The organism is Mucilaginibacter sp. UYP27 (assembly GCF_040547175.1).
GTDB lineage: Bacteria > Bacteroidota > Bacteroidia > Sphingobacteriales > Sphingobacteriaceae > Mucilaginibacter.
In genome coordinates, this window is sequence record NZ_JBEPPE010000003.1 from 497530 (window position 1) to 522569 (window position 25040).

A 25040-nucleotide genomic window follows, 5' to 3' on the forward strand; every position below is an offset into this window, starting at 1 on the left:
AACAGCAAAGCCCGGAGAATTTTCCAGGCTTTGCTATTGTATAAAAATAAGTTTGCTTATTTAACGCGTTCAACATATTCGCCGGTGCGGGTATCAACTTTAATTTTATCGCCTTGGTTTACAAACAACGGCACTTTAACTTCAACGCCATTTTCGGTAGTAGCGGCTTTTAACGCGCCCGATGATGTATCGCCTTTAACGGCAGGTTCGCTGTAAGTAATTTCTAACTCAACAAAGTTAGGGGCCTGCGCCATAATAGGCTCTTCGCTTTCAAAAGAAACAATCACGTTCATCCCCTCTTTTAAAAATTTAACAGCCGGGCCAAATAATGATTTAGGGATGTTATGCTGATCATAAGTAACATTATCCATGATCACCATAGATTCGCCTTCTTCATACAGGTATTGAAAATCGCTGGTTTCTACCCGGCAAATCTCAACTTGCTCATCAGTAGCTAAACGTGCTTCAACGATTTTACCGGTTTTGATATTGCGGAATTTATCCAGGTAAAACGCACCGCCTTTGCCCGGTGTACGGTGTAAAACTTCGGTAACTGTTACCAATTCGCCGTTAAAGCGTAATATATTTCCTACTTTAATTTCAGATGCCTTTGCCATGTAAATACTATTGTAAAATTTAAGCCCCAAAGATATATTAAGTTATGATAATCATCACCTAAAAAATTTCGCCCTTGAAAATAGCTGTTTTTTGTACCGTAAAATACCGTTCAGCTGTTTAATACTTTGTTCACAAAATGCGCCTCCCGTCTAAAATATACTACATACGCATCGCATTGGGGCTTTTTCCCCGGTTAATAATCTTGTGGCACAATTTTGGAATAGCTAATATCAATGAAACAATTTAAAGAAAACGCCTCTGTTATTTTCACCGATAGTGAAGGCAGGCAGATAGATACCTTCGTAATTTTTGACACTGATAAGTTAACCGGCTTAACTCACATCAACCACGAGAACCTCAAGGTTAGTGGGGATAGCCTTGTGCTACACTCTAAAACTGTTGGATTATACCATATGCCGTTGACAGATGCCTTTAGTTTTGAGATGCTTAGCAAATTAAAAGCTAAATACAGCAAAGCTGACGCTAAAATAAAAACAACACCGATATCTGAAAAACAAGCAAATGCGATGTACGTGTTGGCTAAGGCATCTTAATACCGCCGACAACTATTTTCCGGTGATCACCTTGCGATGTTCCGTTCCCCACTCAGATAGGTTGTTAATTATGGTTTGTAACGTTTTACCATACTCCGTTAAGTGATACTGAACGGTTATCGGATGCGTATCTAAAACAACTCTGTTAATTAGCTTATTCATTTCAAGCTCTTTTAATTCTTTGCTCAACATTTTGTTTGATATGCCTTGTACATCAGTCAAAATATCGGAAAACCTCCTTTTGTTATAATAGCAAATAGACGATATAATAGAAATTTTCCATTTCCCATTCAATACGTCCATTGCATCATGTACAGCCATGATCTCTTTTTTGTGCCCTATTTGGCAAATATATTCATCCATAAGTTACTTTGTTACCCAAACGTTACTGTTACTTTTTGTTACAAAGTAACTAAAATAAATTTATGTTAGCTAGATTTGCATCGTAAACAATTTAAAATAAGCGATGAATTTCACAAACAAAAATGTAGTTATAACAGGCGGCACAACAGGTATTGGCTTAGCAACAGCGAAAGCATTTATAAAAGCAGGTGCAACTGTTTGGATAACTGGCAGGAATGCTAACAACCTGCAAAAGGCAACTGAACAGATAAACAGCTCAAATTTGAAAACTGTTGTTTCCGATACTTCTAAATTGGAAGATATTCTGATCTTGGAAAAAGCATTTGCACAAGGCGGTAATAAGTTGGATGTACTTTTCTTAAACGCTGGCATTGCGGTGTTCACACCTATTGAACAAACAACAGAAGCAGATTTCGACGCACAATTTAATACCAACGTAAAGGGGCACTTTTTCACGTTGCAAAAATTAATACCTTATTTGGTAGATGGTGCGAGTGTAATATTTACTTCCTCTACAGTGGCAACAGCTTCAAACTTAGGCGCTAGTGTGTACTCTGCTACAAAAGGGGCGTTAAACAAAATTGCCCAAATTGCTGCGAATGAATTGGCAGATAGAAAAATCCGCGTAAATATTGTTAGCCCCGGCCCGGTTCAAACGCCCGGTTTAGAATACGCCGTACCTGAAGGAGCCAAAGAATACTTAGCTGCCGCAACTGCCCTACAAAGGTTAGGCAATGCTGATGAGATAGCAAGCACAGTATTATTCCTGGCATCTGATGCTGCAAGCTTTATTACTGGGACAGAGATTATAGCTGATGGCGGTTACCTTAACTACGGTCTAAAATAATAGGAAACACCGTTACATTAAACAAAGAAAGAGGCATTCGCCGCTTTTTTTGTTTACAATTATCAAGTAACAAATCATCAACAAAGTTGTGAGACGTATTGCATCCATTAAACGCCGATTCGTTTACTATTTGATCGTTTTCAAAAACAGATTTTATGAAGTCTTACTTCCGAAATAGCCAAATCGTCATAAAGTTCATGAAATAACGTCGAGGCCTGATCCGGCATTTGAGTAAAAATTTGTTTATAATAATCTATACCACTTTGAAGCTGGTCTATAAATTTTTCAAATTGCTTTCTTTTTTTGTCAGTCAGATCCTTAAGTTGCGCCTGGATGTCCGTTTGCAAATAGTCAATATATAAATTTAATTCTTTGATAAACATGTGCGGACGGCTAATCTTTTTTAACAAATTGAGTTTGCCATAAATATGCTTCACCATTTCGTCCAGCGAATATACTCGGTCAAAATAGGCCAGGTTTGGCCCCGGGCAAATAGCCACAGCCCTATTTTCCTTAGGCTTAACAATATCGTATTTGATATAAGCGGATGAACACAGGCCTTCGCATAAACATATCTTTTCTGTAACAGCGCTGCACTGCTCATTGAATTCAACTTCATAAAGACCAGAAGCTTGTAATTGGTTTATTTTCAGGTTCTGATATTCCCGGGAGGCCGTGCAAATAGGTTGAATGGTAAATTCCGTATTAGTACAAAGGTATTTTTTGGTACACGGGCTACCCGGCTTTCCTGCTACTATACGCGCAATTCTTTGCGTTTCGCTGCTTGCCGGCTTAAAATTATTGAATAAGATACCTAAAGGTGATGATGCACTAAGGTAGTAATCAGATTCCGCCGCATCAGATAATTCCATCAAGGTCTCCTCATCTACATTTGTGGCTTCGGGCACTAAAAGGAATGGGCTCCCCCATCCGGTGGCATCTACGCTATAATTTTTAAAAAGAAATTTATTTTCTGCGGCAGTACCTATCCCACCCTGAACGCTCAATTTTTGTATTGGAGGGCGGGCACACGTAATACCTTTTTGGACAAGCGCCTGGTGATAAATCTCAAAAAGCTCTGCAATCATTAACTCTCTTTTCTGCTTAAACTCTTCTAATATCGGCCCTAACAAAAAACCTTCTGTCGCGAATGCATGCCCCCCGCAATTAAGGCCAGATTCTACCCTGAATTCCGATACCCACAGTCCCTTTTTTGCCAGAAATTTAGCTTGTATCATTGCCGATCTGAAGTCGCTAACCTTTAATATTATTTTCTTTTTAAAAAACCCGTCCGCTTTTGGGAAAAAAGCGTCAAAGGTTTCCAGATAACTATACAATCTGGGATTCATCCCTGCCGATAATATAACAGATGCACTCAAAGTGCTATTCATAAAACCCCGCAGGGCAGCTTGTGCATCAGTATTCTCATCACCCAGGTACGTGCCGTTAGCACTAAAATTCATGCGGTCTACTTTCGACATAATATTTACATCTATAGCGCCTTTGACAATCATCTTTCTAAGTATCTGCTGAAAAATCACTTTGCTTTCACCTTCAGGATATTCGGTCATTAAATCATAACCTGCCTTTAATTGTGAATCATCGGGTAAAAGTTCAAAATACCGGCAAATATCACTACCCGTTTCAAAGGGTTGGGTTTGTAGGTAATCAAATTGTTTATTAACCAGCAAATCCAATAAATTCAGGTAAGCGGTTATCCTTCGTGCCCTTGCATCCGGTTCTTTTTTGTTGATTTTTAAAAAGGGCATTTCATTTTCTGCAGAATGATATTCCCGCATTCGTTCTATCAATTCATCATCAACTATTGATACAACAGATGATATGCCGTAGCGGGCAACTTTAAGCGGGGTATCAATTGAAAAACCCAAACCTAAAACCGGGATATGGAAAGTATGGCTCATGATAGAATTTTATGCTTATTAAAAAAGGTAAATACAGCATTTACAATCGCCAAAGTTAGCCACAGGAAAACGGCAAAAATTGACGAGCGTCACATTTTAGCGTATTGGTGGTCACTCTTTAAAAAAAACGATCTGTGCAGATTTGAACATAATTTCAAAGATGCTCCAAACCAAAACATTAAAAAAAACTGCCTGCTATCATTGTGGCGACGATTGCCTGACAGCAAAATACGTAATTGAAGAAAAAAGCTTTTGCTGCCACGGTTGTAAAACCGTTTTCGAGATATTGTCGGCAAGTAAGATGGGAAATTATTACAGTTATAACGACCATCCCGGGGCTACCCGATCACGTACAGATAAACGTTTTGATTATTTAAGTTCCTCTGACATTATCAGTGAATTAATAGATTACACCGATAGCAAGATAACTATCGTCACTTTTTATATTCCACATATCCATTGCAGTTCATGCCTTTGGTTGCTGGAACAATTGAACAAAATTAATCCGGCTATTCATTATTGCCGGGTCGACTTTTTAAAAAAACAGCTCAATATACGCTTCGACCATCAAAAAATAAGCTTGCAGCAAATAGTGGAGATCTTATATGACATTGGTTATGAGCCGCTCGTCAGCCTGCAGGATGTCATCAAAAAACAAAACCTGTCAACTAAAGATAACCTGCTACAAAAAATAGCCGTTGCAGGGTTTTGTTTTGGGAATGTAATGCTGTTGAGTTTCCCCGAATATTTTGGAATTACCAATACCGAAAGCACATTTAAGTTTTTTTTTGGATGGCTCAATGTTCTGTTTTCGATACCGGTGGTATTTTATAGTGGCCGGGGATATTTTGTTGCCGCATGGCAGAATTTAAAGAAACAGGTTTTTGGGATAGATTTCCCGCTGGCTCTGGGTATAGCAGTTTTATTTATACGTACAATTACAGAAGTATATACCCGTACCGATGCGGGTTTTGCCGACACACTTTGCGGGCTCGTCTTTTTCTTATTAATCGGCAAAAAAGTTCAGCAAAAAACCTACCATCACATTTCTTTCGAAAGAGATTACCGCTCATTTTTCCCTGTCGCGGTACAGATCATAGCAAACGAGATTCAAAAGCCCATACCCCTGGCACAATTACAAACGGGCCACAGGATGCTGATACGGCATAACGAAATTATCCCGGCGGATTCAATATTGCTAAAGGGGGAAGCGCTGATAGATTTTAGTTTCGTTACCGGCGAGAGCATCCCTGTGAAGAAAACGCTTGGTGAAATAGTTTATGCAGGCGGCCGTCAAACGGGTGGTGCAATTGAACTTGAAGTAGTTAAACCCGTTTACCAAAGTTATCTTACCCAGCTTTGGAACAACGAAGCATTTACCCGGCAAAAAGATAACCGGATGCAAACCTTTAATGAAAAGGTAAGCAAATACTTTACTATCGTGCTGTTAACTATTGCGTTTGGTTCCCTAATATTTTGGCTTCCTACAGATATCAGGCGGGGCTTTGCGGCATTTACCGCCGTGTTAATTGTTGCCTGCCCCTGTGCGCTGGCTTTAAGTACCCCTTTTACCATGTCGGCAGCGCTTTCCATTTTCGATAAGAATTTTTTCTATCTGAAGAACATTACCGTTGTAGAACAGATGGCGGCGATCGACACCATCGTATTTGATAAAACCGGCACTATTACAACCGGCAGTAGTGACGAAATTATCTTAGAGGGCGTTTTATCAGCAGCCCAGCAGCAACTCATCTACAGTGCGTGCATTAATTCTACACACCCGCTAAGCCGTATGATCTGTCAATACCTGGGCAATCAACACCGGCTTTCTTTTGAGCATTACGCGGAGATACCGAATCTGGGCATATTAGCTACCATAAGCGGCCATAAACTAAGGGTGGGTAATTCTAAGCTGGCACTTGGTTATAAAAAAAATGTGAATTATGCCAGTAAGGTGTACCTGGTGATAGATGATGAACTGCTCGGTTATTTTGAGTTCTCTCACCGGCACCGGGAGGGCATGAATAATTTAAATGGCCTGGAATCATACTACAAAACCTTTTTATTGTCAGGCGATCAGGATCATGAGCGCGATGAGCTGCTGCAATACTTTACATCACCAAATGGTATGCATTTCAATCAGTCACCGCAACGCAAGCTGGATTTTGTGCAGTCACTACAGCAACAAGGCAAGCAGGTAATGATGTTGGGCGACGGACTTAACGATGCCGGCGCATTAAAACAAAGCGACCTTGGCATCGCTGTTACTGACGATGTAAATAATTTCACCCCGGGCAGTGATGCTATTATGGACGGGCGTTCTTTTAGCAAACTCCCGGATTTTTTGCGGTTTTCAAAAAACACCGTTAATATTATTCGCTTTTCGTTTTTAATCTCCCTTACTTATAATATTATCGGGCTTACCTACGCCGTCACCGGTAGGCTTTCGCCCCTTATGGCAGCAATATTAATGCCTTTAAGCACCGTAACCATCATTTCTTTTACAAGTTTAGCTACTCGCGTTGCCGCACGTTGGCGGAATTTAATATGAATATTATTTATTTCCTTATTGGTTGCAGCATATTGCTCGCCATGCTTTTTTTAGCCGCGTTTTTTTGGGCGCAAAAGAGCGGGCAAAACGACGACCTGTGCACCCCTGCTATACGGATACTTCTGGAAGACGAACCGGAAACGCCGGTTAAAAAGTGACCGCCATCATTTTCAGATCTAACACCCGTCATTCCTGCTCGGTTCATCTCTATTTAATTTTACAACATTATTAAACACATATGCAGCCCGATAAATTTTACTACGATAATAAGATCGTCCGCAATTTTGGTATAGCTACTGTTATCTGGGGAATCATCGGCATGACGGTCGGCCTCATCGTTGCCATACAGCTTTATGCCCCCGGCATGAACATGAATAACCAGTACACCACTTATGGTCGCATCCGCCCATTGCATACCAACGCGGTGATCTTCGCTTTCGTTGGCAACGCCATATTCATGGGCGTTTATTACTCGCTGCAACGGCTTTTAAAAGCAAGAATGTTTAGCGACTGGTTAAGCAAAATCCATTTCTGGGGCTGGCAGCTCATTATCGTATCCGCTGTAATTACTTTACCCTTGGGGTTAACCACATCTCACGAATACGCGGAACTTGAATGGCCGATAGATATTGCAATTACGCTCATCTGGGTTGTATTCGGGATCAATATGTTTGGCACCATAATTAAAAGGCGCGAGAGGCATTTGTACGTAGCCATCTGGTTTTACATTGCAACCTTTGTCACCATAGCCGTTCTGCATATTGTCAATTCTGTTGAGCTACCGGTATCGGCCTGGAAAAGCTATTATGTTTATGCAGGCGTACAAGACGCACTGGTACAATGGTGGTACGGGCACAATGCTGTAGCCTTTTTTCTTACTACCCCCTACCTGGGCATGATGTACTATTTCCTACCCAAAATGGCTAACCGGCCAATCTATTCTTACAAGTTGAGCATACTGCATTTTTGGGCGCTTATCTTTATTTATATCTGGGCAGGGCCGCACCATTTACTATATACCACACTACCGGGATGGGCACAATCATTGGGTATAGCATTCTCTATTATGCTGATAGCGCCAAGCTGGGGAGGGATGATCAACGGCCTGCTGACGCTTCGCGGAGCCTGGGATAAGGTGCGTGATGATGTGGTTTTGAAATTTATGGTGGTGGGTTTAACCGCCTACGGCATGGCTACTTTTGAAGGCCCTATGCTTTCATTAAAACAAGTGAACGGGTTTGCCCATTTCAGCGACTGGATAATTGCCCATGTGCACGTTGGCGCGCTGGGCTGGAACGGTTTCTTAACCTTCGCTATCCTATACTGGGTTATACCGCGAATTTATAAAACAGAACTTTTCTCCAAAAAACTCTCTGCCTTCCACTTCTGGATCGGCACCTTGGGAATCTTGTTCTACGCCATCCCGATGTACTGGGCAGGGTTCACCCAAAGCCTGATGCTGAAAGAATTTACACCCGAGGGGATGCTGAAATACCCAAACTTTTTAGAAACAACTTTACAGATTCTGCCCATGCATATGATGCGTTCTGCAGGTGGCGCTATGTACCTGCTGGGTGTGATTGTAATGGCTTACAATCTGGCCCGCACCATGCTGCAGGGAAGTTTGGTTGCCAATGAGGCGGCACAGGCAATGCCACTTGCGCCGGCAAATACAGTGGTAAAAGAAAGCACCTGGCACCGCGCGCTCGAGCGTAAACCTATAAAGATGATGATCATTGCGCTGCTGGTTATTCTCGTTGGAACTTTTGTGGAGCTAATGCCGACGCTCACCATCAAATCTAATATCCCAACCATCGCCAGCGTTAAACCTTATTCTCCTTTGGAGCTGCAAGGGCGCGATATTTATATCAGAGAAGGCTGCGTAAACTGCCACTCGCAAACAGTGCGGCCATTCCGTTCAGAAACAGAACGTTATGGCGAATACAGCAAGGCCGGAGAATTTGTATATGACCACCCTTTTTTATGGGGATCTAAAAGAACAGGGCCTGATTTAGCACGGGAAGGCCAAAAATATGGTAATGCCTGGCATTATAATCACCTGATGGATCCGAGGCTGATGTCGCCCGGTAGTATCATGCCTAATTACGATTGGCTCATCTCTCAGAAATTGGACACCACCACCACCGCAGCGAAGATAAATGCAATGCGTAGCCTTGGGGTTCCATATGCTTTAGACTATGACAAAACTGCAAACCGGGATTTGCACAAGCAGGCAAAAGCCATTTCGGACGACCTGGCAAAAGACCACATTAAGGTAAAGAGCGACAAAGAGATTATTGCCATAATAGCTTACCTCCAAAGGTTAGGCGTAGATATAAAAGCTAATAAATCCGGCACCAAATATTAGATTCATGTTTAGACAATTTACAGAAAACATCACCGCTAACCAGAGTTACCTGCTTTTTTCGCTGGCTATATTCTTCGTCTTTTTTGTCGTAGTCACTATTATGCTCATCAAAATGAATAAGAACCATGTAATCAATATGAGTGACATGCCGCTGCACGACGGCAATGAAGAAACGCTTAATGAAAATGAATTATGAGAGCGTTCCGTATCATTTTATCGGTCCTATTATTGGGAACCTCCGTTGGCGCCAGCGCTGCAGATGACAGTATGATATCCGGCGATATACAGAACTATATAGGATATGGGGCATTTATGACCGTTTTGATCGTTGTCCTTTTAGCAATGCTAATGTTGTTACGAACATTTACCGTAATGACAAAGGTCGCGCTAAAAGCACAGGGGTATACGAACGAGCAGATAAAGGCCGAAATGTATCCTGCCAAAAAAGAGAAGAAACCAAAAGGCGAGGCCTGGAATAAATTACTGTCGCTAAGGCCAATGGCTGAAGAAAAAGACTTACTGATAGCACACGATTATGATGGCATCCAGGAATTAGATAACCCCATTCCGGGCTGGTTTATGTACTTATTTTATGCAACAATAATTTTCGGCGTCGGGTATCTGCTTAATTATCACGTATTCAATTTTGGGCAACTGCAATATGAAGAATATAAAACCGAAATGGCCCAGGCAGACGTGGCAAAAAAATTGTACCTGAGCAAAGCGGCAAACCAGGTAGATGAGAATACAGTAAAATTGGAGAATGACCCTGAACGATTGAAAGCCGGGCAAGTGATATTTATTCAAAATTGCAAACCATGCCATGGTGAACATGCCGAAGGAAACGTTGGCCCAAATTTAACGGATGATTATTGGCTGCATGGCGGAAAGATCAGAGATCTGTTTAAAACCATTAAATATGGTGTATCGGCCAAAGGAATGCCAACCTGGGAAAAGCAGCTGTCGCCAAAGCAAATAGCAGACGTATCCAGTTATATAAAAACCCTACACGGCACCAACCCTGCGGGTGCTAAAGAACCACAAGGCACAAAAGAAGATGCCGGTGAAAAAATAGCCTTAAACAAATAACATGGACGCATTACTGGCCGGAAAGGAAACAAACGAACGGAAGTGGATGTACCCGCTGCTGCGTAAAGGGCCTTTATATAAATGGCGCAGTTGGGTAAGTTATGGCTACCTCATTTTCTTCTTCGCCGGGCCTTTTATACGGGTAAACGGGCAACCTTTGCTGCTATTAAATTTTATGGACCGGCAGTTTGTGATACTTGGCCAGGTTTTCTGGCCGCAGGATATTTTCCTGTTTGTTCTGGCCACACTGGTTTTCCTTGTATGTGTTGTGTTATTCACCATTGTTTTTGGGCGGGTATTTTGCGGGTGGATATGCCCGCAAACCATTTTTATGGAGATGGTTTTCCGTAAGATAGAATACTGGATAGAAGGAGATGCCGGCAAACGTAAGATACTGGATGCCAGCCCATGGGATAACAAAAAAGCCACAAAGAAATCAGCCAAGCACTTGCTTTTTCTGCTCGTTTCGTTCCTAATCTCTAATACTTTCTTAGCTTACCTTATCGGTAGCGATAGTTTGCTTAAAATAATTACCGAACCGGTTACCAGCCACCCAGTAGGCTTCATTAGTATATGGGTATTTACCATTATATTTTACCTGATTTACAGCCAGGTGCGGGAATTAGTTTGTACAGTGATTTGCCCCTATGGCAGGCTGCAAGGCGTGCTGCTTGACCGCGACACACTGGTGGTGGCATACGATGATAAGCGTGGGGAGCCCCGGGGTAAGCTATCTAAAAACCCTGAGGCAATCTCAGTAAAAGGTGATTGCGTAGACTGTGGTTTATGCGTAGCCGTTTGCCCAACAGGTATAGACATTCGTAATGGCACACAGATGGAATGTATTAACTGCACGGCTTGCATTGATGTTTGTAATGAGGTGATGATCAAAATAAAAAAGCCCTTAAATCTCGTTGGCTTTTTTTCTGAAAACATGATCCAAAATCAGGTGAAGCCCACTTTTACCACCAAGATGAAAGCATACACCGCCGTAATTGTTATCATGATGACTGTACTGTGCTACTTCATCTTTAGCCGCAGCGATTTAAATATGACTGTAATGCGCGGAGCAGGCATGCTTTACCAGGAACAACCCGGTGGCTATATCAGTAATATCTACAACGCCGAGATCATTAACAAAACAAAAAACGCGACAGAAATAATTTTACAGCCGGTTGACCCGGCTGTAAAGGTTAAATACATCCAGGCACCAGGTACAATTAACGGAGGAACGTCTGTAAAAACAGTTTTCTTTTTACTCATTCCGGCAAGCCGGATCCATCAGGCAAAAACGACCGTTAACTTACAGCTTTTACAAAATCATAAGGTTATACAAACAGTAAAAACTGCCTTTGTAGGGCCTGTAAACGATTAAAAATATGAATTGGGGAAAAGGAATAATTGGGGGAATGGTGTTATTCATGCTCTTTATATTAAGTATGTGCGTTTATATGTTTATGGCTCCGGAAGATGGCTATGACCACCAGTACTACGAAAAGGGTTTGAACTTTGATAAAGACTTTAAAAAGGAACAACAGGTACAAACCGATAACGCCCGGCCGGTAATCACCGTTTCTGGAAAAACGATCAGGATCCTGTTTAGTAAACCCGCTGCAGGCACCATCAAATTTGTACGTCCTGCAAATGAGGCGTTAGATAAAACAATTCAACTGGACAGTACGGCCGGAAAAGACATTGCTGTACCTGCTGCATCCATGGCTATCGGCCGCTGGCAAGTTGTGCTAAATTGGAAAAGTAACCATAAAGCGTATTTATACCAGCAAAATATCGACCTCAAATGAACCCGAATAGCGTCGCTTTTTTTATTGGCTTGTTTGGTAGCGTGCACTGTATAGGTATGTGCGGACCACTGGCACTGGCTATCCCATCCTTCCAAACTAAGTGGTGGCTAATCGTGAGCGATAAAGTGTTATATAATATCGGCCGTATTATTACCTATTCTTTTTTAGGCTTTCTGATCGGCCTGTTAGGCAAGCAAATTTGGCTGGCAGGCTTCCAGCAAGGCGTTAGCTTATTCAGCGGTGCGCTTATAATTTTGGCGGGTTTATTGCGTCTGCTTAAAATACGTTTCGGGCAGGGTACCTTCCTATCTAAGTATTTATCTCCTGTAAACAAACTTTTGTCTTATGCGCTTAAACATAAAGCGGGCCACCTAATAGTAGGTGTACTGAATGGTTTTTTGCCTTGCGGTTTTGTATACATCGCTCTCATTGGCGCCGTTAATACACTTTCTGCTCCGGCTGCTGCGCAATATATGTTTTGGTTTGGCATGGGTACCTTTCCTTTGATGTTGTTGGCTACCGTAAGTTCCGGGCTCGTTGGCATTGGTCTTCGCAGGCGCATTAACCAAATGATGCCTTATATAATGGTTTGTCTTGGCATTTGGTTTTTGTTCCGGGGGATGGATCTTGACATTCCCTATCTCAGTCCCAGGATCAGGTCCTCGGGAGTAAGTATCTGCCATTAAAATCTTGATATGTTACGTCATACCGGCACGAAACGAACTTACAGTCACAACGTTAAACTTGCTTCTCTACTTGGTTTAACCGCTGGTTTTGTGAATGCAGCCGGGTTTTTAGGATTCAATGTACTAACTACAAATGTAACCGGGCACGCTGCCTTGTTTGCCGAAAGCATAGCTTTGCAAGACTGGAAAGCTGCGCGAGCTGTGGCTTTATGGATGTTTCTCTTTTTTGCCGGCGCGTTTTTATCCGGATTGATTGTATTTCGAATAGGGCGAAATCAGCGTTTTTCCTACGTTTTGCCCATCCTTATTGAAATCGCAATTCTACTATCAGTTACGCTGATGGGTTACCATTATGACTATAGCCTGGATGCAAAAGAACTTTTTGCCGGAGGTTTATTATTCGCAATGGGCCTTCAAAACTCGCTTGTCTCGATGGTATCCGGATCTGTGGTTCGAACAACCCATCTCACCGGAACATTTACAGACCTTGGAATTGAGCTGGCCCAACTATCTCAAAAGATTAAAAGTGATCGTACGGTTTTAATATCTCGCATAAAGTTACGCCTCGTTATTATTTTCTTTTTTATGGGCGGTGCCTTATCAGGAGCCTATTTATTCCGATCACTAAAATTCTATTCCTTTTTCATTCCGGTGATATTGCTTTGTTCTACATTAATGTATGATGTATTTAGGATTACTATTAAAAAGTATTACAGGCAATTTAGTAATTACAAAGAATTTGAATAGTGATCAAGGTTATATCCTGTAGCGATGGCGGTCATGGTAAAAAAGCAGTTGCCAGTCCATATTTGAAGTATTAAATAAACACACCATGACAACCTATAAATTTCACACACTCAACTGGTCAGCACCAACCGCAACTCCTGTTAGCACAACTGCTTTGTGGAAAAGCTGGCTGACATTAGCCGATAGTCAGGCACCAAATAAAACGATGTGGTTCCTGGTGTCGCTAATGCTGCAGGGCGTTCTATTACTGCCTATCCCGGCGGTTTTAATATATTATTTCAATGCGCCTTTAGCGGTACTTGCCGTAACCATGGCCCTGTTCTTCGGAAACATTATAGCTGGCATGGGCGGATCAGGTATCAGGACATTGTTAAACTTTTTCGCCGCAAGCGTAATCATCCATTTGGCTATGCTTATTTTCTTTATCGTATAAACTCCAATCTAAAATATATGCTTCCCAAAACAATGAAGGCCGCTGTGATCCGTGAATTTGGACAAGCCTTACAAATAGAAGAAATGCCGGTGAAAGAACCGCGCGAAAATCAAATAGTGGTAAAAGTGATCGCCTGCGGCGTTTGCCATACTGACCTGCATGCCTGCCAGGGCGACTGGCCCGCCAAACCAAAACTACCGCTGATACCCGGGCATGAAGCATTGGGTTATGTGGTGGCATTAGGCCGCGGCGTTAAAAACGTAAAAGAGGGCGATATTGTAGGCGTACCCTAGCTATTTAGCGCTTGCGGCTGCTGCGAATTTTGCATTACCGGTTGGGAAACCCTTTGCGACACCCAGCAGAACGGTGGCTACAGCGTTGATGGTGGCTTTGCCGAATATGTTATTGCCGATTCGAGGTACGTGGCGCATTTTCCTGCCAAAATTAACTTTACCGAAATGGCGCCGATAATTTGCGCTGGTGTCACTGTCTATAAAGGGATCAAGGAAACTGAGGCCAAGCCGGGCGAATGGATAGCAATATCGGGAATTGGCGGTTTGGGGCATCTGGCTGTGCAGTACGCCAAGGCTATGGGCTTACACGTGGCGGCAATCGATATTGCAGACGACAAATTACACCTGGCTAAAAGCCTGGGTGCCGACCTGACCGTTAATGCAATGGAACAAGACCCCGGTGAATATCTTAAAAAAGAAACCGGCGGCATGCATGGTGTGCTGGTAACAGCTGTTTCGCCAATTGCTTTTAAACAGGGGCTCTCAGCACTAAGGCGTACGGGCACTATTGCTTTAAATGGCTTGCCAAAGGGAAGTTTCGACTTGCCTATTTTCGATACGGTGATCAATCGTTATACCGTTCGCGGATCCATAGTAGGCACCCGGAAGGATATGCAGGAAGCTATTGGTTTTGCATTGGAAGGGAAAGTTAAGGCTACCGTGCATACCGCCAAACTGGAAGACATCAATTCGGTATTTGATGAGATGAAAAAAGGAGAAATAGAAGGCCGCGTAGTACTGGAAATAGCCAAATCTAATTAATATTACAATTCTATATAATAGAAAAGGAGAGCTTGAACGAGGTTCTCCTTTTCCGTTATATGGCCATGCTAAATAATTGTGTGCCCGGTTTATCTGCCCAAAGCCTGGCATCAAGCGCCATGCAGATGTTTCGTAAAAAGCCATTGCCTAAGGGCGTAACTTTTAATCCGATGGAACATAATTCTATAATTCCATCATCTGCCAAAGGCTGCAAACGCTCTAAACCGGAAAACAGAGATAGGCAGGGTTCGAGGTGATGATTCCATGAGGTTTTGCCTTGGCACATTATATTGTTGATGTGTTTGCGAATAACAAGGTCTTCATTAGTAAGCAAATGCCCTTTAAATACAGGTAATTCGCCGTCTGCAACAAGCAGCAGGTATTCTTCCACATTCTTTACATTTTGTGCAAAAGCATATCCGGAATCGCTTATAGCGGATACCCCGAGGCCGATCAATAGTTGGGTGTGCTGATCTGTATAACCCATAAAGTTGCGGTAAAGCACACCTTTATTCATTGCTGTAAGTAATTCGTCGCCCGGGAGGGCAAAATGATCCATACCCACCTCCAGGTATCCAAAGTTATTCAGCAGATCGCGCCCGGTTTGGTGTAACGCCTTTTTTGCGGCCGCATCCGGCAGGTGCTGTTCCGTAAAACTTCGCTGGCCTGGTTTTAACCAGGGCACATGGGCATAACTATAAAATGCGATCCTGTCTGGCATCAATTGCGATACCAGTTTAATAGTTTTGGAAAGTCCGGCTTTAGTTTGCAGCGGCAAGCCGTATATCAGGTCGAAATTAATTGATGTATAACCGATGCCCCGCGCAGTTAAAGTAATCTCCTGCACCTGTTCAAAGCTCTGCTCCCGGTTGATGATCCGCTGAACATCCGGGTCAAAATCCTGGATCCCTAAACTCAGCCTGCGAAACCCAAGATCGTACAATGTATGTAAATGTGCTTTGCTGGTGTTTGCCGGGTGAGCTTCGAAACTGAAATGAGCATCCGGATGGATTTCCGTATTCAATAGAATAGCATCCAGTAAAATTTTTAAGTGCCCGGCGCTAAAAAAGGTAGGTGTGCCCCCGCCCAGGTGAATTTCCTTTATTAAAGGTTTTGTACCGAACATGTTACGGTACATCGTCCATTCTAATATCAGGCCATTTATATAAGGTTGCTCAACCGCGTGATTTTTGGTGATCCGCGTGTTGCAGCCACAGTAAGTGCACAAATTTTCACAAAACGGCAGATGGATATACAGACTGATCCCTTCTGTGCTATTGCTTTCTTCGTAACTCCGCGTTGCCGACAGTTTCCAGTCATCACCATTAAAAGCGGTAACATCCCAATAAGGCATAGTTGGGTAACTGGTATAACGTGGCAAGGCTACATTGTACTTTGCCGCAAGGTCAGAATTTTCAGGAAATGACATGGCGAATTAATTATGCTTGGTAAATAGCTTTGCAATCTTTTTGGCAAACGCAAGCTTTACCTATGGCCTGTAGTGAATAAGACGGACCATTGGACAATTTGATCCTAAATTTAGCTGTGGCAGCTTTATTAATATGATCGGCACCGGTAGATCGCGTAACAATATACTTTATACCGGAAGCAGCTGGTTCTTTTATAACCTCCGCACAAACATCATCATTGGTAAAAACGATTACTGCGTCCTTTCCATCAGCATAAACTGCCGCTTCACGGGTAAGTGCGTTTGAAATAAAGGTTATATCGTGCCTTTTGAAGTTGGCTTTAGCCAGGTACTCTTTCTCAAATGGTTTTATACTATAAGCGACCGCTTTCATTAAACTGTATTTAACTATTTCAAATTTACAGTTAATACTGGGGGTACATTATGTTGTTAGTCAGCCAAAAAAATGATTCTTATCAGTTTTTTGTTTTCCGTATGAACGCAAAAAGTTACCGAACAGGTATTCATGCCTCCCGCCGTGGCCTTAGGGAGACGGAACAATTACCTATCATTCAGCTATCATTATCGGTAATGGCAATAAGATATTAAAGGTACTTCCTTTTCCTATTTGACTTTCTACAGTCATATTGCCATTAGCCGCGTCAATAATTTTTTTGGCCAGATATAATCCAATGCCCTGTCCCTCCAACTCCTTATTTAACCTTCCGTACATGCTGAAAATGACATCCACTTGATTTCCGGCTATCCCAATACCCTTATCATTGACGGAAATATTGATATTATCGGTATTCTTTGTGCTCTCGATATGGATCAGAGGGCTGTTTACGTTCGTAAATTTGATAGCGTTGGCTACCAAATTAAAAAGGATACTTCGCAGGTTCTTTTTAGAGAACAAAACTTGTTTAACCTCCAGGTTTTTGGTAATAACTGTGCCAGTTTGTTTGATCCTGCCTTCCAGGCTCCATTCAATATTGGCAATAATTTCCTCAATGTCCACCATTTCCATAGTGAGCATATCCCCTTCTATCCTGGCAATTACAGAAATATCATTAATAAGTGTACGGAATTTCTTCACAGAAGAGTTAATGATGGTAATGAATTTTGATAACCCCGGATCTGTTATTTTGATCAGGTTCATCACCCCGATACTTGTTTCGATATTAGCCAATGGCGCCAGCAAATCGTGAGAGGCCGTTTGGACAAAGTTATCAAGATCGCCATTAATACGCTCAAGACTTTTGTTTTTACGGTCAAGCTCCACCTGGGTGGCTTTCAGTTCCGTTATATCATTAAAAGTAACTATAGCCCCGTTCCTTTTTTCATCAACCAACTGAACATACGGCATGGTCATGATCTGGTACCATTTGCCATTATTGGTTTCAATTTCCTTAGTAATAACATTGCCGTCTGCCAAAACCACTTTAATATCTTCAATAATAGTCTCAAATTTAATATTGGTAGATATATTACTCAGCGGGCGGCCAATATCTGTTTCCAATAAATTGATCTGTTTGACCGCTCCCGGTGAAAATTTCATTAACAGCAAGTCATTATTAATAAATAACTGTCCGTTAACATTACTCCGGAAATAGTTGTTCAAATCATCATTCATCTCCAGCAATTCCTTGTTTTTTAGCTGGTAATCTGCATTGATAGTGTGCAATTCCTCATTCACCGACTGCATTTCCTCGTTCGTGCTTTGCATTTCCTCGTTAGCTGAGATCAGTTCTTCATTGAACGACTGCATATTTTCATTCGAGGCATCTAACCTTTCGTAAGCCGAATGCAGCTTAACCTGCAATTCCTTCAACTCTTCTTCCAGGTTCAAGGTATATTGATCATGGTATATTTTTTCGTCAAAAACGGACTCGTTTGCTAAATCGGCCTCTTGCGGAGCATCTTTGCAAATAGTTACCATTAACAATTTCTGTTCGTTTTTATTAACTTTAAGCTGACTAATTACCAAGCTGACCGCAATCACCCTACCTTCGTGCTTGATCTTTATCCCGTTCAATTTGGATGTTTCACCTGTTTGATCAACTTTTCGCTTCAGTGTGCTGAAAGCGACAGCGAGCGGTTTGGGTAACTGTTCCGAAAGGTTTAAATTAAAATTCTGTTTGAGCAGGTATTTAGTATTACCGTATGATTTTACCACAGAATTATTATCATCAATACACACGGCGAGATAATCCTGCTGCGCAGATAATTGGGTATTCATTGCCTCAGACACCATGTTGCTCACGCTAAGGTTATTCTCCTCTCGCCGAATTGCGGGTGTGCGCTTAATATCCAGCAATTCCGGCAGCGTAAAAGCGTCAAAGCTAACTTCACGTCCTGCTTTTAAATTCTTATATATCTTCCATTTCTTATTGACTACTTCCAGGTTTTTAATAATCGGCATCGGGTTTTCACTGGAACCGAGAAATAAATAACCATTCATCTTTAGCCCGAAAAGCATCATGGAAAAAATCTTTTTCTGCAACACCGTGGTCATGTAAATTAGCAGGTTGCGGCAGCTGATAAAGTTCATATTGCAATAAGGCGGATTTTTTACCAGATCGTGCTGGGCGAAAATGACCATATTTCGTATTTCCTTCTTCACCCGATAGCAATCTCCTTCTTTTATAAAATATTTTTCCAGCCGATCCTCCGACACGTTTTTGGCGATATCAATGTTGTATATGCCTTTACCGGCATAATCCATAGCCACACTGTCAATATCGGTCGCAAAGATCTTAACAACCAAGTTTTTATACTTGCCAATGAGTTGTTCAGCAACCAAAATAGCCATCGAATATGCCTCTTCACCAGTGGCACAGCCAGCTACCCACATTTTGAGCTCCTCGCCAGGTGTAACATTTTCCAAAATGACGGGCAATACCTTCTTTTGAATTAAACCAAAGGCTTCTTGATCCCTAAAAAACGAGGTTACGCTAATTAGGAAATCCTTGGCGAGCGCCTCAACTTCTTCCGTATTCGACTTTAAAAAGGACAGGTATTTTTCCAGAGATAAAAAGTTCCCCTGGTTCGCCCGCCGTTTGGTCCGTCTGAGTATGGTGGGCAATTTATAATCAGAAAAATCAAGCGGCGACCGTTCTTTAATCAATTCAACGATCTCCTTAATGTTTTTCTCATCGTGCGGATGTTCTGTAAGTATGGTCAATCCCTCCTTTACATAGTCTTCTATCGCGTCCGGCATTGCGGCCGGCTCCAATATAAAATCCACCAGGCCCGTTGCGATCGCGTGTGAAGGCATACTGTTGAACTCTGACGTTTCCGGATTCCGGGCGATGACCATCCCACCGGCTTTTTTGATGTTCTTTACACCTTCAGTACCGTCAGCTCCTAAGCCGGATAGCACAATACCAATAGCCTTATTGCCGCAATCTTCGGCCAGTGAGTTGAAAAATGCGTTGATCGTCAAATGCGGGCCTGTAACTTTAGACTTGTCGCTCAGGCGTAAACGACCGCCAGATATGGTCATAAACTTATCATTAGGAATTAAGTACACCTGATTACTTTTTAACTCCGAGCCATCTACCGCTTCTGAAACGGCCAGTTTACTATGTTTACCCAAGAGTTCCACCATCCGGCTTTTGAAATCAGCCGACAGGTGCTGGATAATGACATAGGACACCCCATCTAAAGGGGTATGATCAAAAAATGAATTTATTTCTTCCATTCCCCCTGCAGATGCGCCGATAGCAATGATGTGATGAGGAATGATTTTCTGCATGGTAAAGGATTAATTAATGTTTAAAAAAGCAATATTGATCCTGACAAACGGGAAAGGGGCATACCAAATGTACGACTATTACCCAGTAATATCTTTTTTATCAATTGTTTAACATTTAATTAATGTCTTTGGGGCCCAACATTGTTATACTTCAAAGTTCTGCTGAAAACAAAAACTGCTGTTATCATATTGCCAGTCCAAGATGAGCTTCCATTTACCTGCCTGACAGGTGCCGATAGGTATCTCGAGTAAACCGTCGTTATCGATCAGGATCATTTGATTGTTCGGTTCAACGGTATTCAACTGGATGAGACTGGCCCGGCCTTTAAAGGGGTGACTAAAATTGAATTTTAAACATTTCATGCGTCGTTTATTTTTCAGGATAGATACAAATATGAATGATACCCCCCTGCTAAAATATGATGGGGCACATTAAATAGCCTGACGCTGGTCATTAGCAGAATGTATTAAAATGATGAGCTTTACTATATGAAAAAAATCCTTGTTCCCACAGACTTTTCAGCCAATGCCACACATGCCGCTGAATACGCTTATAAAATTGCCAAACAATTAAAGGCGGATGTGGTACTCTGCAACGCGGTCATCATCCCGTCGGAAACCCCGCAGGCAGGGCTTGTTGTATGGCCGATGGAAGAAACAGACCTGCTGCTCAGCGATGGTGAAGAAGGATTAAAAAAATTAAAGGCGAGCATGCAGCAACATGATCATTCTGATGAATTCCGTCCGGCTATTACTTTTGTTGAGGAGGCCGGAATTGTCACCGATGTGGTTAGCCGGATCATGAACACCCAGCATATTAGCCTGGTTATTATGGGTACCCATGGCAATGATAGCCTGAGCACTTTTTTGATGGGCAATCATTGCAGTAAAATGATAAACAATTCTTTAAAGTCATTGCTACTGGTACCACCGGCTGCGAAATTTAAACCGGTAAAAAAAATCGCTTTCGCGATAGATCTGGAAAGTGCTGAAGAAGACCTGAAAGAACTTTACAAGTTGATACCATTGGCTAAATCATTAAATGCAGAAATCCTGATTACGCATATACAACACGATAAAAAACCATCATTCGCATTTGAAAAACAAATGGACATTTTTCTGGCTGAGCTTCCCAATAAAGCCGATTATGCTAATATCCATTATCGAACCGTGACCAGTGATAACACCGAGAAGGGCTTAAAATGGCTTTGTGAACACGGCCAGGTAGATATGCTTGCGATGCTGCACCGCCACCACGGCTTTTTCGATTCGCTGTTTAATGGCAGTCATACACAACGAATGGTCAGCCGTATAGCCATCCCGCTGCTGGTCATCTCAGCCTGACCGTGTCCAGTGTCATTATCCGGGGTGGTAGCTATCACGCTTTAAGCGAAGGGCATAAGGGATATTTGCATACAAAAAAAACATTATGCAAAAGCCACTTCAACTGATTCCCTGCTGCAAGATATTCGCTCAGGTAAGTGTGATCATTGGTATTATCTTCCTGATATTAGCCTTAACAGGCAATGCAAAAGCGGCCGGCGCCAACAAAATACGCCAATATCAGCGACCCTGAAGGCCCAACTGGCCGATCATCCCTTTTGAACTACCCGCAATCGGTTGAGCGGTTTTACACACAAACCCATTATCAGAAGTTCACTCCGCCTGCAAGTGTAAACCACGGACTTATTTAGAGCAAAACGGAACCAATCTAACTCCGCGGCTTAGGCCGCAACGGGCTTTGGGATCAGAGATATTTATAGATAAAGGGGCAACTTTTGGGGAAGCTGCATTACTAAACAATAAATAAACACATTTAGCTGCTTTTTTCTGTTACAAAATCAACCAGCTGTTCTTCCAGCAATGCGGTATTATAAACATGGTCTACCGCGTTATTTGAAACAGTGATCTCGTCATCGGTCACCGTAATTGTTAAAGCGACGCCTTCAATCACTTCCGGGAACAACACATTGATCACATCATAGACGTGCGCGAAATCTATAGCCAGGCTGGAATTTAATTTCGAATTGATATAATCCGGAAATTCTTTCTTTAACCTATCGAATAATTTCTCAGCGCTTATGGGCTGTACATTGTTAATTGTTTTCATGTTGGTTTATATTAGTAAGTGTGCTGTAATATTCAGGAAACGGGTATTAGCCGGTTATCATCGTTTGCCATATCAAGGCCTTTGATCATTTGTTCGGCAATATCTTCCAAATTGGCAAGGTTATCACTGGATGGCCGGGTGATAATATACTTGAGGCCCATCCTGCATAACTTATGCGTTATCTCATCGGGTACTATAAAATCTTCAGGCACTATCACGGCTTCCTTTCCTTCCGCGTAATGAACCGTGTCCATACCCAGCGGGTTAGCAATAAGTGTAATATCATGCTTTTTTTTATTGGCTTTGGCGAAATATTCTTTCTCAAAAGCCAGGACGCTATAAGCTACCGCTTTCATATATATAGTATTTATCTATACAAAATTAGGTTTCGAAAAGCAGATAAACCATGCGCATGATCTTATATAAATGTGACGCTGGTCAATTTTTCATTTTGGCAAGGCCTTCCAAATGCAGTATCGTTATCATACTTCCCTTTTTATCGATCAGGCCTTCATCTTTAAAATCGGACAAAGTACGGCTAACGGACTCGCTGGCCATACCGGTTAACGCGGCCAGGTCTTCCCGGGAAATTTTAAATCCCAATCCCGATTCCGGCTGTTGCTCCTGCAGGCGCACCATCGCTTCTGCCATTTTCTTTCGTACCGAATGATAAGCCATTTGCAGCAACTGCTCCTCTTTTTCACGGACATCATGCGCCAATATTTTAATAAACTCCCTGGCGACATCTGGATATTCACTTAACAATTGTTCCAGTAAATCTTTGGGAATCATGCACAACAAGCAGTCTTCCATCGCTGTTGCCGTATCAGAGTGTTCTTCGTTCAGCAGCACTGCGTTGATACCTAAATATTCATCCGCACCATATATACCGGTCATCAGCTCACGACCGTCTTTAGCCAGTTTAATACTTTTAACCTTTCCGCTTATAAGCAGGTAAAGGCCGTTCCCTTTATCGCCTTCATAATAAATGACCTGGTTCTTTTTGAATTCCCTGGTGCGGCGCTCCCGGACGATCTTTTTAAGTTCAGAAAGGCCATCATTCTTGCTGATCAGTTTATTCAGCCGGTCAAGAGACTTGCTGTAAAATTTTTCCTGTGCCGCCTGTTTTTTAAGCCTAACGTCAATAGCGTTCAACAACTCCAGGTCGTCAAAGGGTTTGGTCAGGTAATCGTCAGCGCCCATCTCCATTCCTTTGCGCAGGTCAAGCCGTTCTGCCCGGGCCGTTAAGAAGATAAAGGGAATATTTTCTGTTTCGGGATTTTTATTGAGCATATACAATACGCCGTAGCCATCCAATTCCGGCATCATAATATCACAAAGGATCAAGTCGGGGCAGTGCTTTACCGCCACGTCCACCCCGGTTTTACCGTTAGGTGCCTGGTGAACGTTGAAACCAGCCAGTTCCAGAATTTCGACCACATTCTCCCGAATGTCATCATTGTCTTCAATAATTAATACAGTCTTACTCATGATTTGGAAATGAAATGGTAAATAATGTTCCCTGGTTAACTACACTTTTAAAATCTACAGAGCCATTCATAAGGCCCGCATAACGGGTCACAATGTTCAGGCCCAACCCGGTACCGGGAATGGTGCCGGTATTGTGTGCCCTAAAAAAGGCCTCAAACAAATGTTTCTGATCCGCTTCAGGAATACCTATCCCGTTATCTTTTACGGTAATGATACAATGTGTTTCATTGATCTCGGTATTGAAATCGATAAAGGTGTTCTCGCCGGAGTATTTGATAGCATTGGTGATCAGGTTATTAACACAATTCTTAAGCAGGTTCTGGTCCAAACGGACCATACTGTTTGTTCCCTCGTGCAGGTAAATAATATTTTGGTTCTTTTTGGCCATTACCTGCATCTCTTCGGTAATCTCCTCGGCAAATTTTACAAGGTCAAAATCGGTATAACTTACTTCTTCTTTACCGGCTTCCAATTTTTCGAGGGAAAGGAAATCATTTAATATGATGGTCAGGTTGCCAACGGCATTTTTTATTTTTCCGACATGCTTGGAAATATGTTCGCTTTTAAGCGGTTCGGCGTATTTTTCGATAAGGGAGGCGGATAGTTTGACGGAGGTGAGCGGCGTCCGGAACTCATGAGAGGCCATGGATACAAACCGGCTTTTTAACAGGCTCAGTTCTTTTTCCTTGTCAAGTAAAACATTAAGATCATCCTGGGCGACCTGTAGAGCCTGAACGGTCTTTTTTAAAGTCAGCGTACGCTCCTCTACCAGTTCCTCCAGGTGTGCCGAATAATCTTTCAGCTTTTGCTCCGCTGCTTTTTCCTTGCTGAGGTCATGGATAAAACCGGTAAAGATCCTGCGCCCTGAAAACTGCACTTCGCTCAAACCTAAACGAAAAGGAAAGATCGTGCCATCCTTACGGAGCCCCAATACTTCCCGGCCAACGCCCATGATGTTTGCTCTCCCGGTGGCCAGGTAGCGATAAAGAAAATTGTCATGCTGGTCCTTGTCGGGATCTGGCATCAGCATTTTAATATTTTCTCCGATCACTTCGTCCGGATCGTAATCAAATAGTGTACAGGCAGCCGGATTTATCAGCTCAATTGTGCCTTTGTCATCGATGGTAATGATACCATCGATTGCATTTTGAATAATGGCAATTAATAGCGTGGTGTTTTCCATAATTGGTGAGGACCTGAGTATATGAGTATATGATCGCCGAAACAAATATCACCTAA

At 42.3% G+C, this 25040-nt stretch carries 28 protein-coding genes; 16 read left to right on the plus strand and 12 right to left on the minus strand.

Annotated features, from left to right (window positions below; translation table 11 throughout):
- Window positions 1-56: 56 nt before the first annotated feature.
- The gene (gene efp / locus ABIB39_RS13895) at window positions 57-617 is read right to left on the minus strand and encodes an elongation factor P (protein ID WP_354430764.1); all 561 of its coding nucleotides are present in this window, start codon (window positions 615-617) and stop codon (window positions 57-59) included.
- A 234-nt stretch (window positions 618-851) separates the two neighbouring features.
- Here efp and ABIB39_RS13900 point away from each other — a divergent pair, with 234 nt between their 5' ends.
- On the plus strand, window positions 852-1172 hold the full coding sequence (locus ABIB39_RS13900; protein ID WP_354430765.1) for a hypothetical protein: 321 nt from the start codon (window positions 852-854) through the stop codon (window positions 1170-1172).
- Window positions 1173-1184: 12 nt separating this feature from the next.
- On the opposite strand, the gene ABIB39_RS13905 is transcribed toward ABIB39_RS13900, so the two are convergent.
- Entirely contained in the window at window positions 1185-1535 is a 351-nt protein-coding gene (locus ABIB39_RS13905) for a winged helix-turn-helix transcriptional regulator (RefSeq protein WP_354430766.1), read from the minus strand.
- A 103-nt stretch (window positions 1536-1638) separates the two neighbouring features.
- Between ABIB39_RS13905 and ABIB39_RS13910 the strand changes: the two genes are divergently transcribed.
- The gene (locus tag ABIB39_RS13910) at window positions 1639-2382 is read left to right on the plus strand and encodes an SDR family oxidoreductase (RefSeq protein ID WP_354430767.1); all 744 of its coding nucleotides are present in this window, start codon (window positions 1639-1641) and stop codon (window positions 2380-2382) included.
- Between the two features lie 140 nt (window positions 2383-2522).
- On the opposite strand, the gene ABIB39_RS13915 is transcribed toward ABIB39_RS13910, so the two are convergent.
- Complete coding sequence (locus tag ABIB39_RS13915; protein ID WP_354430768.1) at window positions 2523-4304, minus strand: hypothetical protein; 1782 nt, start codon at window positions 4302-4304, stop codon at window positions 2523-2525.
- 160 nt (window positions 4305-4464) lie between these two features.
- Between ABIB39_RS13915 and ABIB39_RS13920 the strand changes: the two genes are divergently transcribed.
- The 11 genes from ABIB39_RS13920 (at window position 4465) to ABIB39_RS13970 (ending at window position 14273) form a co-directional block, all read left to right on the plus strand.
- Window positions 4465-6855: a heavy metal translocating P-type ATPase gene (locus ABIB39_RS13920; protein WP_354430769.1), complete on the plus strand. Its 2391-nt coding sequence runs from the start codon at window positions 4465-4467 to the stop codon at window positions 6853-6855.
- A 41-nt stretch (window positions 6856-6896) separates the two neighbouring features.
- Window positions 6897-7013, plus strand: a complete 117-nt coding sequence (gene ccoS, locus ABIB39_RS13925) for a cbb3-type cytochrome oxidase assembly protein CcoS (RefSeq protein ID WP_354430808.1) — start codon at window positions 6897-6899, stop codon at window positions 7011-7013.
- 80 nt (window positions 7014-7093) lie between these two features.
- Window positions 7094-9223 carry a cytochrome-c oxidase, cbb3-type subunit I gene (gene ccoN, locus ABIB39_RS13930; protein ID WP_354430770.1) on the plus strand — a complete coding sequence of 710 codons (2130 nt, stop codon included), beginning with the start codon at window positions 7094-7096 and terminating at the stop codon, window positions 9221-9223.
- A gap of 4 nt (window positions 9224-9227) precedes the next feature.
- Window positions 9228-9419 carry a hypothetical protein gene (locus ABIB39_RS13935; protein ID WP_354430771.1) on the plus strand — a complete coding sequence of 64 codons (192 nt, stop codon included), beginning with the start codon at window positions 9228-9230 and terminating at the stop codon, window positions 9417-9419.
- On the plus strand, window positions 9416-10312 hold the full coding sequence (locus ABIB39_RS13940; RefSeq protein WP_354430772.1) for a cbb3-type cytochrome c oxidase N-terminal domain-containing protein: 897 nt from the start codon (window positions 9416-9418) through the stop codon (window positions 10310-10312). The genes ABIB39_RS13935 and ABIB39_RS13940 overlap by 4 nt, the downstream gene beginning before the upstream one ends.
- A 1-nt stretch (window position 10313) precedes the next feature.
- Window positions 10314-11687 (plus strand): cytochrome c oxidase accessory protein CcoG, encoded by a 1374-nt coding sequence (gene ccoG / locus ABIB39_RS13945; RefSeq protein ID WP_354430773.1) that lies wholly within the window; start codon window positions 10314-10316, stop codon window positions 11685-11687.
- A gap of 4 nt (window positions 11688-11691) precedes the next feature.
- Window positions 11692-12114, plus strand: coding sequence for a FixH family protein (locus tag ABIB39_RS13950; protein ID WP_354430774.1), 423 nt, complete (start codon window positions 11692-11694; stop codon window positions 12112-12114).
- Window positions 12111-12800, plus strand: coding sequence for a sulfite exporter TauE/SafE family protein (locus ABIB39_RS13955; RefSeq protein WP_354430775.1), 690 nt, complete (start codon window positions 12111-12113; stop codon window positions 12798-12800). Before ABIB39_RS13950 ends, ABIB39_RS13955 begins: the two co-directional genes overlap by 4 nt.
- Before the next feature lie 9 nt (window positions 12801-12809).
- Window positions 12810-13547, plus strand: coding sequence for a YoaK family protein (locus tag ABIB39_RS13960; protein ID WP_354430776.1), 738 nt, complete (start codon window positions 12810-12812; stop codon window positions 13545-13547).
- Window positions 13548-13632: 85 nt separating this feature from the next.
- Window positions 13633-13980, plus strand: a complete 348-nt coding sequence (locus ABIB39_RS13965; protein ID WP_354430777.1) for a hypothetical protein — start codon at window positions 13633-13635, stop codon at window positions 13978-13980.
- A 17-nt stretch (window positions 13981-13997) separates the two neighbouring features.
- Window positions 13998-14273, plus strand: a complete 276-nt coding sequence (locus ABIB39_RS13970; RefSeq protein ID WP_502916203.1) for an alcohol dehydrogenase catalytic domain-containing protein — start codon at window positions 13998-14000, stop codon at window positions 14271-14273.
- Here the strand turns inward: ABIB39_RS13970 and ABIB39_RS23300 are convergent, their stop codons facing one another.
- Window positions 14274-14411: a hypothetical protein gene (locus tag ABIB39_RS23300; RefSeq protein WP_502916202.1), complete on the minus strand. Its 138-nt coding sequence runs from the start codon at window positions 14409-14411 to the stop codon at window positions 14274-14276.
- Between the two features lie 27 nt (window positions 14412-14438).
- Between ABIB39_RS23300 and ABIB39_RS13975 the strand changes: the two genes are divergently transcribed.
- Complete coding sequence (locus ABIB39_RS13975; protein ID WP_354430809.1) at window positions 14439-15035, plus strand: zinc-binding dehydrogenase; 597 nt, start codon at window positions 14439-14441, stop codon at window positions 15033-15035.
- A 55-nt stretch (window positions 15036-15090) separates the two neighbouring features.
- Here ABIB39_RS13975 and hemN read toward each other — a convergent pair whose 3' ends face one another.
- From hemN to ABIB39_RS13995, 4 genes are all read right to left on the minus strand, one after another.
- Window positions 15091-16464, minus strand: coding sequence for an oxygen-independent coproporphyrinogen III oxidase (hemN, locus tag ABIB39_RS13980; RefSeq protein WP_354430778.1), 1374 nt, complete (start codon window positions 16462-16464; stop codon window positions 15091-15093).
- Between the two features lie 10 nt (window positions 16465-16474).
- Window positions 16475-16837 carry a Rossmann-fold NAD(P)-binding domain-containing protein gene (locus ABIB39_RS13985; RefSeq protein WP_354430779.1) on the minus strand — a complete coding sequence of 121 codons (363 nt, stop codon included), beginning with the start codon at window positions 16835-16837 and terminating at the stop codon, window positions 16475-16477.
- 174 nt (window positions 16838-17011) lie between these two features.
- Window positions 17012-20200 (minus strand): chemotaxis protein CheB, encoded by a 3189-nt coding sequence (locus tag ABIB39_RS13990; RefSeq protein ID WP_354430780.1) that lies wholly within the window; start codon window positions 20198-20200, stop codon window positions 17012-17014.
- 144 nt (window positions 20201-20344) lie between these two features.
- Window positions 20345-20563, minus strand: coding sequence for a hypothetical protein (locus ABIB39_RS13995; protein ID WP_354430781.1), 219 nt, complete (start codon window positions 20561-20563; stop codon window positions 20345-20347).
- A gap of 126 nt (window positions 20564-20689) precedes the next feature.
- On the opposite strand from ABIB39_RS13995, the gene ABIB39_RS14000 reads away from it, so the two are divergent.
- Both ABIB39_RS14000 and ABIB39_RS14005 read left to right on the plus strand, forming a co-directional pair.
- Window positions 20690-21544, plus strand: coding sequence for a universal stress protein (locus ABIB39_RS14000; RefSeq protein ID WP_354430782.1), 855 nt, complete (start codon window positions 20690-20692; stop codon window positions 21542-21544).
- Between the two features lie 182 nt (window positions 21545-21726).
- Window positions 21727-21894, plus strand: coding sequence for a hypothetical protein (locus ABIB39_RS14005; protein WP_354430783.1), 168 nt, complete (start codon window positions 21727-21729; stop codon window positions 21892-21894).
- 122 nt (window positions 21895-22016) lie between these two features.
- On the opposite strand, the gene ABIB39_RS14010 is transcribed toward ABIB39_RS14005, so the two are convergent.
- The 4 genes from ABIB39_RS14010 to ABIB39_RS14025 form a co-directional block, all read right to left on the minus strand.
- The gene (locus ABIB39_RS14010) at window positions 22017-22310 is read right to left on the minus strand and encodes a hypothetical protein (protein ID WP_354430784.1); all 294 of its coding nucleotides are present in this window, start codon (window positions 22308-22310) and stop codon (window positions 22017-22019) included.
- Between the two features lie 32 nt (window positions 22311-22342).
- Entirely contained in the window at window positions 22343-22666 is a 324-nt protein-coding gene (locus ABIB39_RS14015; RefSeq protein ID WP_354430785.1) for a Rossmann-fold NAD(P)-binding domain-containing protein, read from the minus strand.
- A gap of 82 nt (window positions 22667-22748) precedes the next feature.
- Window positions 22749-23801 (minus strand): response regulator, encoded by a 1053-nt coding sequence (locus ABIB39_RS14020; protein ID WP_354430786.1) that lies wholly within the window; start codon window positions 23799-23801, stop codon window positions 22749-22751.
- On the minus strand, window positions 23794-24984 hold the full coding sequence (locus tag ABIB39_RS14025; RefSeq protein ID WP_354430787.1) for a PAS domain-containing sensor histidine kinase: 1191 nt from the start codon (window positions 24982-24984) through the stop codon (window positions 23794-23796). The genes ABIB39_RS14020 and ABIB39_RS14025 overlap by 8 nt, the downstream gene beginning before the upstream one ends.
- Window positions 24985-25040: the final 56 nt, after the last annotated feature.

What these genes read in the sequence shown, in the direction of transcription:
- efp (WP_354430764.1), bottom strand. Translation starts at nt 617, where the DNA reads ATGGCAAAGGCATCTGAAATTAAAGTAGGAAATATATTACGCTTTAAC.
- ABIB39_RS13900 (WP_354430765.1), top strand. Translation starts at nt 852, where the DNA reads ATGAAACAATTTAAAGAAAACGCCTCTGTTATTTTCACCGATAGTGAA.
- ABIB39_RS13905 (WP_354430766.1), bottom strand. Translation starts at nt 1,535, where the DNA reads ATGGATGAATATATTTGCCAAATAGGGCACAAAAAAGAGATCATGGCT.
- ABIB39_RS13910 (WP_354430767.1), top strand. Translation starts at nt 1,639, where the DNA reads ATGAATTTCACAAACAAAAATGTAGTTATAACAGGCGGCACAACAGGT.
- ABIB39_RS13915 (WP_354430768.1), bottom strand. Translation starts at nt 4,304, where the DNA reads ATGAGCCATACTTTCCATATCCCGGTTTTAGGTTTGGGTTTTTCAATT.
- ABIB39_RS13920 (WP_354430769.1), top strand. Translation starts at nt 4,465, where the DNA reads ATGCTCCAAACCAAAACATTAAAAAAAACTGCCTGCTATCATTGTGGC.
- ccoS (WP_354430808.1), top strand. Translation starts at nt 6,897, where the DNA reads ATGCTTTTTTTAGCCGCGTTTTTTTGGGCGCAAAAGAGCGGGCAAAAC.
- ccoN (WP_354430770.1), top strand. Translation starts at nt 7,094, where the DNA reads ATGCAGCCCGATAAATTTTACTACGATAATAAGATCGTCCGCAATTTT.
- ABIB39_RS13935 (WP_354430771.1), top strand. Translation starts at nt 9,228, where the DNA reads ATGTTTAGACAATTTACAGAAAACATCACCGCTAACCAGAGTTACCTG.
- ABIB39_RS13940 (WP_354430772.1), top strand. Translation starts at nt 9,416, where the DNA reads ATGAGAGCGTTCCGTATCATTTTATCGGTCCTATTATTGGGAACCTCC.
- ccoG (WP_354430773.1), top strand. Translation starts at nt 10,314, where the DNA reads ATGGACGCATTACTGGCCGGAAAGGAAACAAACGAACGGAAGTGGATG.
- ABIB39_RS13950 (WP_354430774.1), top strand. Translation starts at nt 11,692, where the DNA reads ATGAATTGGGGAAAAGGAATAATTGGGGGAATGGTGTTATTCATGCTC.
- ABIB39_RS13955 (WP_354430775.1), top strand. Translation starts at nt 12,111, where the DNA reads ATGAACCCGAATAGCGTCGCTTTTTTTATTGGCTTGTTTGGTAGCGTG.
- ABIB39_RS13960 (WP_354430776.1), top strand. Translation starts at nt 12,810, where the DNA reads ATGTTACGTCATACCGGCACGAAACGAACTTACAGTCACAACGTTAAA.
- ABIB39_RS13965 (WP_354430777.1), top strand. Translation starts at nt 13,633, where the DNA reads ATGACAACCTATAAATTTCACACACTCAACTGGTCAGCACCAACCGCA.
- ABIB39_RS13970 (WP_502916203.1), top strand. Translation starts at nt 13,998, where the DNA reads ATGCTTCCCAAAACAATGAAGGCCGCTGTGATCCGTGAATTTGGACAA.
- ABIB39_RS23300 (WP_502916202.1), bottom strand. Translation starts at nt 14,411, where the DNA reads ATGCGCCACGTACCTCGAATCGGCAATAACATATTCGGCAAAGCCACC.
- ABIB39_RS13975 (WP_354430809.1), top strand. Translation starts at nt 14,439, where the DNA reads ATGGCGCCGATAATTTGCGCTGGTGTCACTGTCTATAAAGGGATCAAG.
- hemN (WP_354430778.1), bottom strand. Translation starts at nt 16,464, where the DNA reads ATGTCATTTCCTGAAAATTCTGACCTTGCGGCAAAGTACAATGTAGCC.
- ABIB39_RS13985 (WP_354430779.1), bottom strand. Translation starts at nt 16,837, where the DNA reads ATGAAAGCGGTCGCTTATAGTATAAAACCATTTGAGAAAGAGTACCTG.
- ABIB39_RS13990 (WP_354430780.1), bottom strand. Translation starts at nt 20,200, where the DNA reads ATGCAGAAAATCATTCCTCATCACATCATTGCTATCGGCGCATCTGCA.
- ABIB39_RS13995 (WP_354430781.1), bottom strand. Translation starts at nt 20,563, where the DNA reads ATGAAATGTTTAAAATTCAATTTTAGTCACCCCTTTAAAGGCCGGGCC.
- ABIB39_RS14000 (WP_354430782.1), top strand. Translation starts at nt 20,690, where the DNA reads ATGAAAAAAATCCTTGTTCCCACAGACTTTTCAGCCAATGCCACACAT.
- ABIB39_RS14005 (WP_354430783.1), top strand. Translation starts at nt 21,727, where the DNA reads ATGCAAAAGCGGCCGGCGCCAACAAAATACGCCAATATCAGCGACCCT.
- ABIB39_RS14010 (WP_354430784.1), bottom strand. Translation starts at nt 22,310, where the DNA reads ATGAAAACAATTAACAATGTACAGCCCATAAGCGCTGAGAAATTATTC.
- ABIB39_RS14015 (WP_354430785.1), bottom strand. Translation starts at nt 22,666, where the DNA reads ATGAAAGCGGTAGCTTATAGCGTCCTGGCTTTTGAGAAAGAATATTTC.
- ABIB39_RS14020 (WP_354430786.1), bottom strand. Translation starts at nt 23,801, where the DNA reads ATGAGTAAGACTGTATTAATTATTGAAGACAATGATGACATTCGGGAG.
- ABIB39_RS14025 (WP_354430787.1), bottom strand. Translation starts at nt 24,984, where the DNA reads ATGGAAAACACCACGCTATTAATTGCCATTATTCAAAATGCAATCGAT.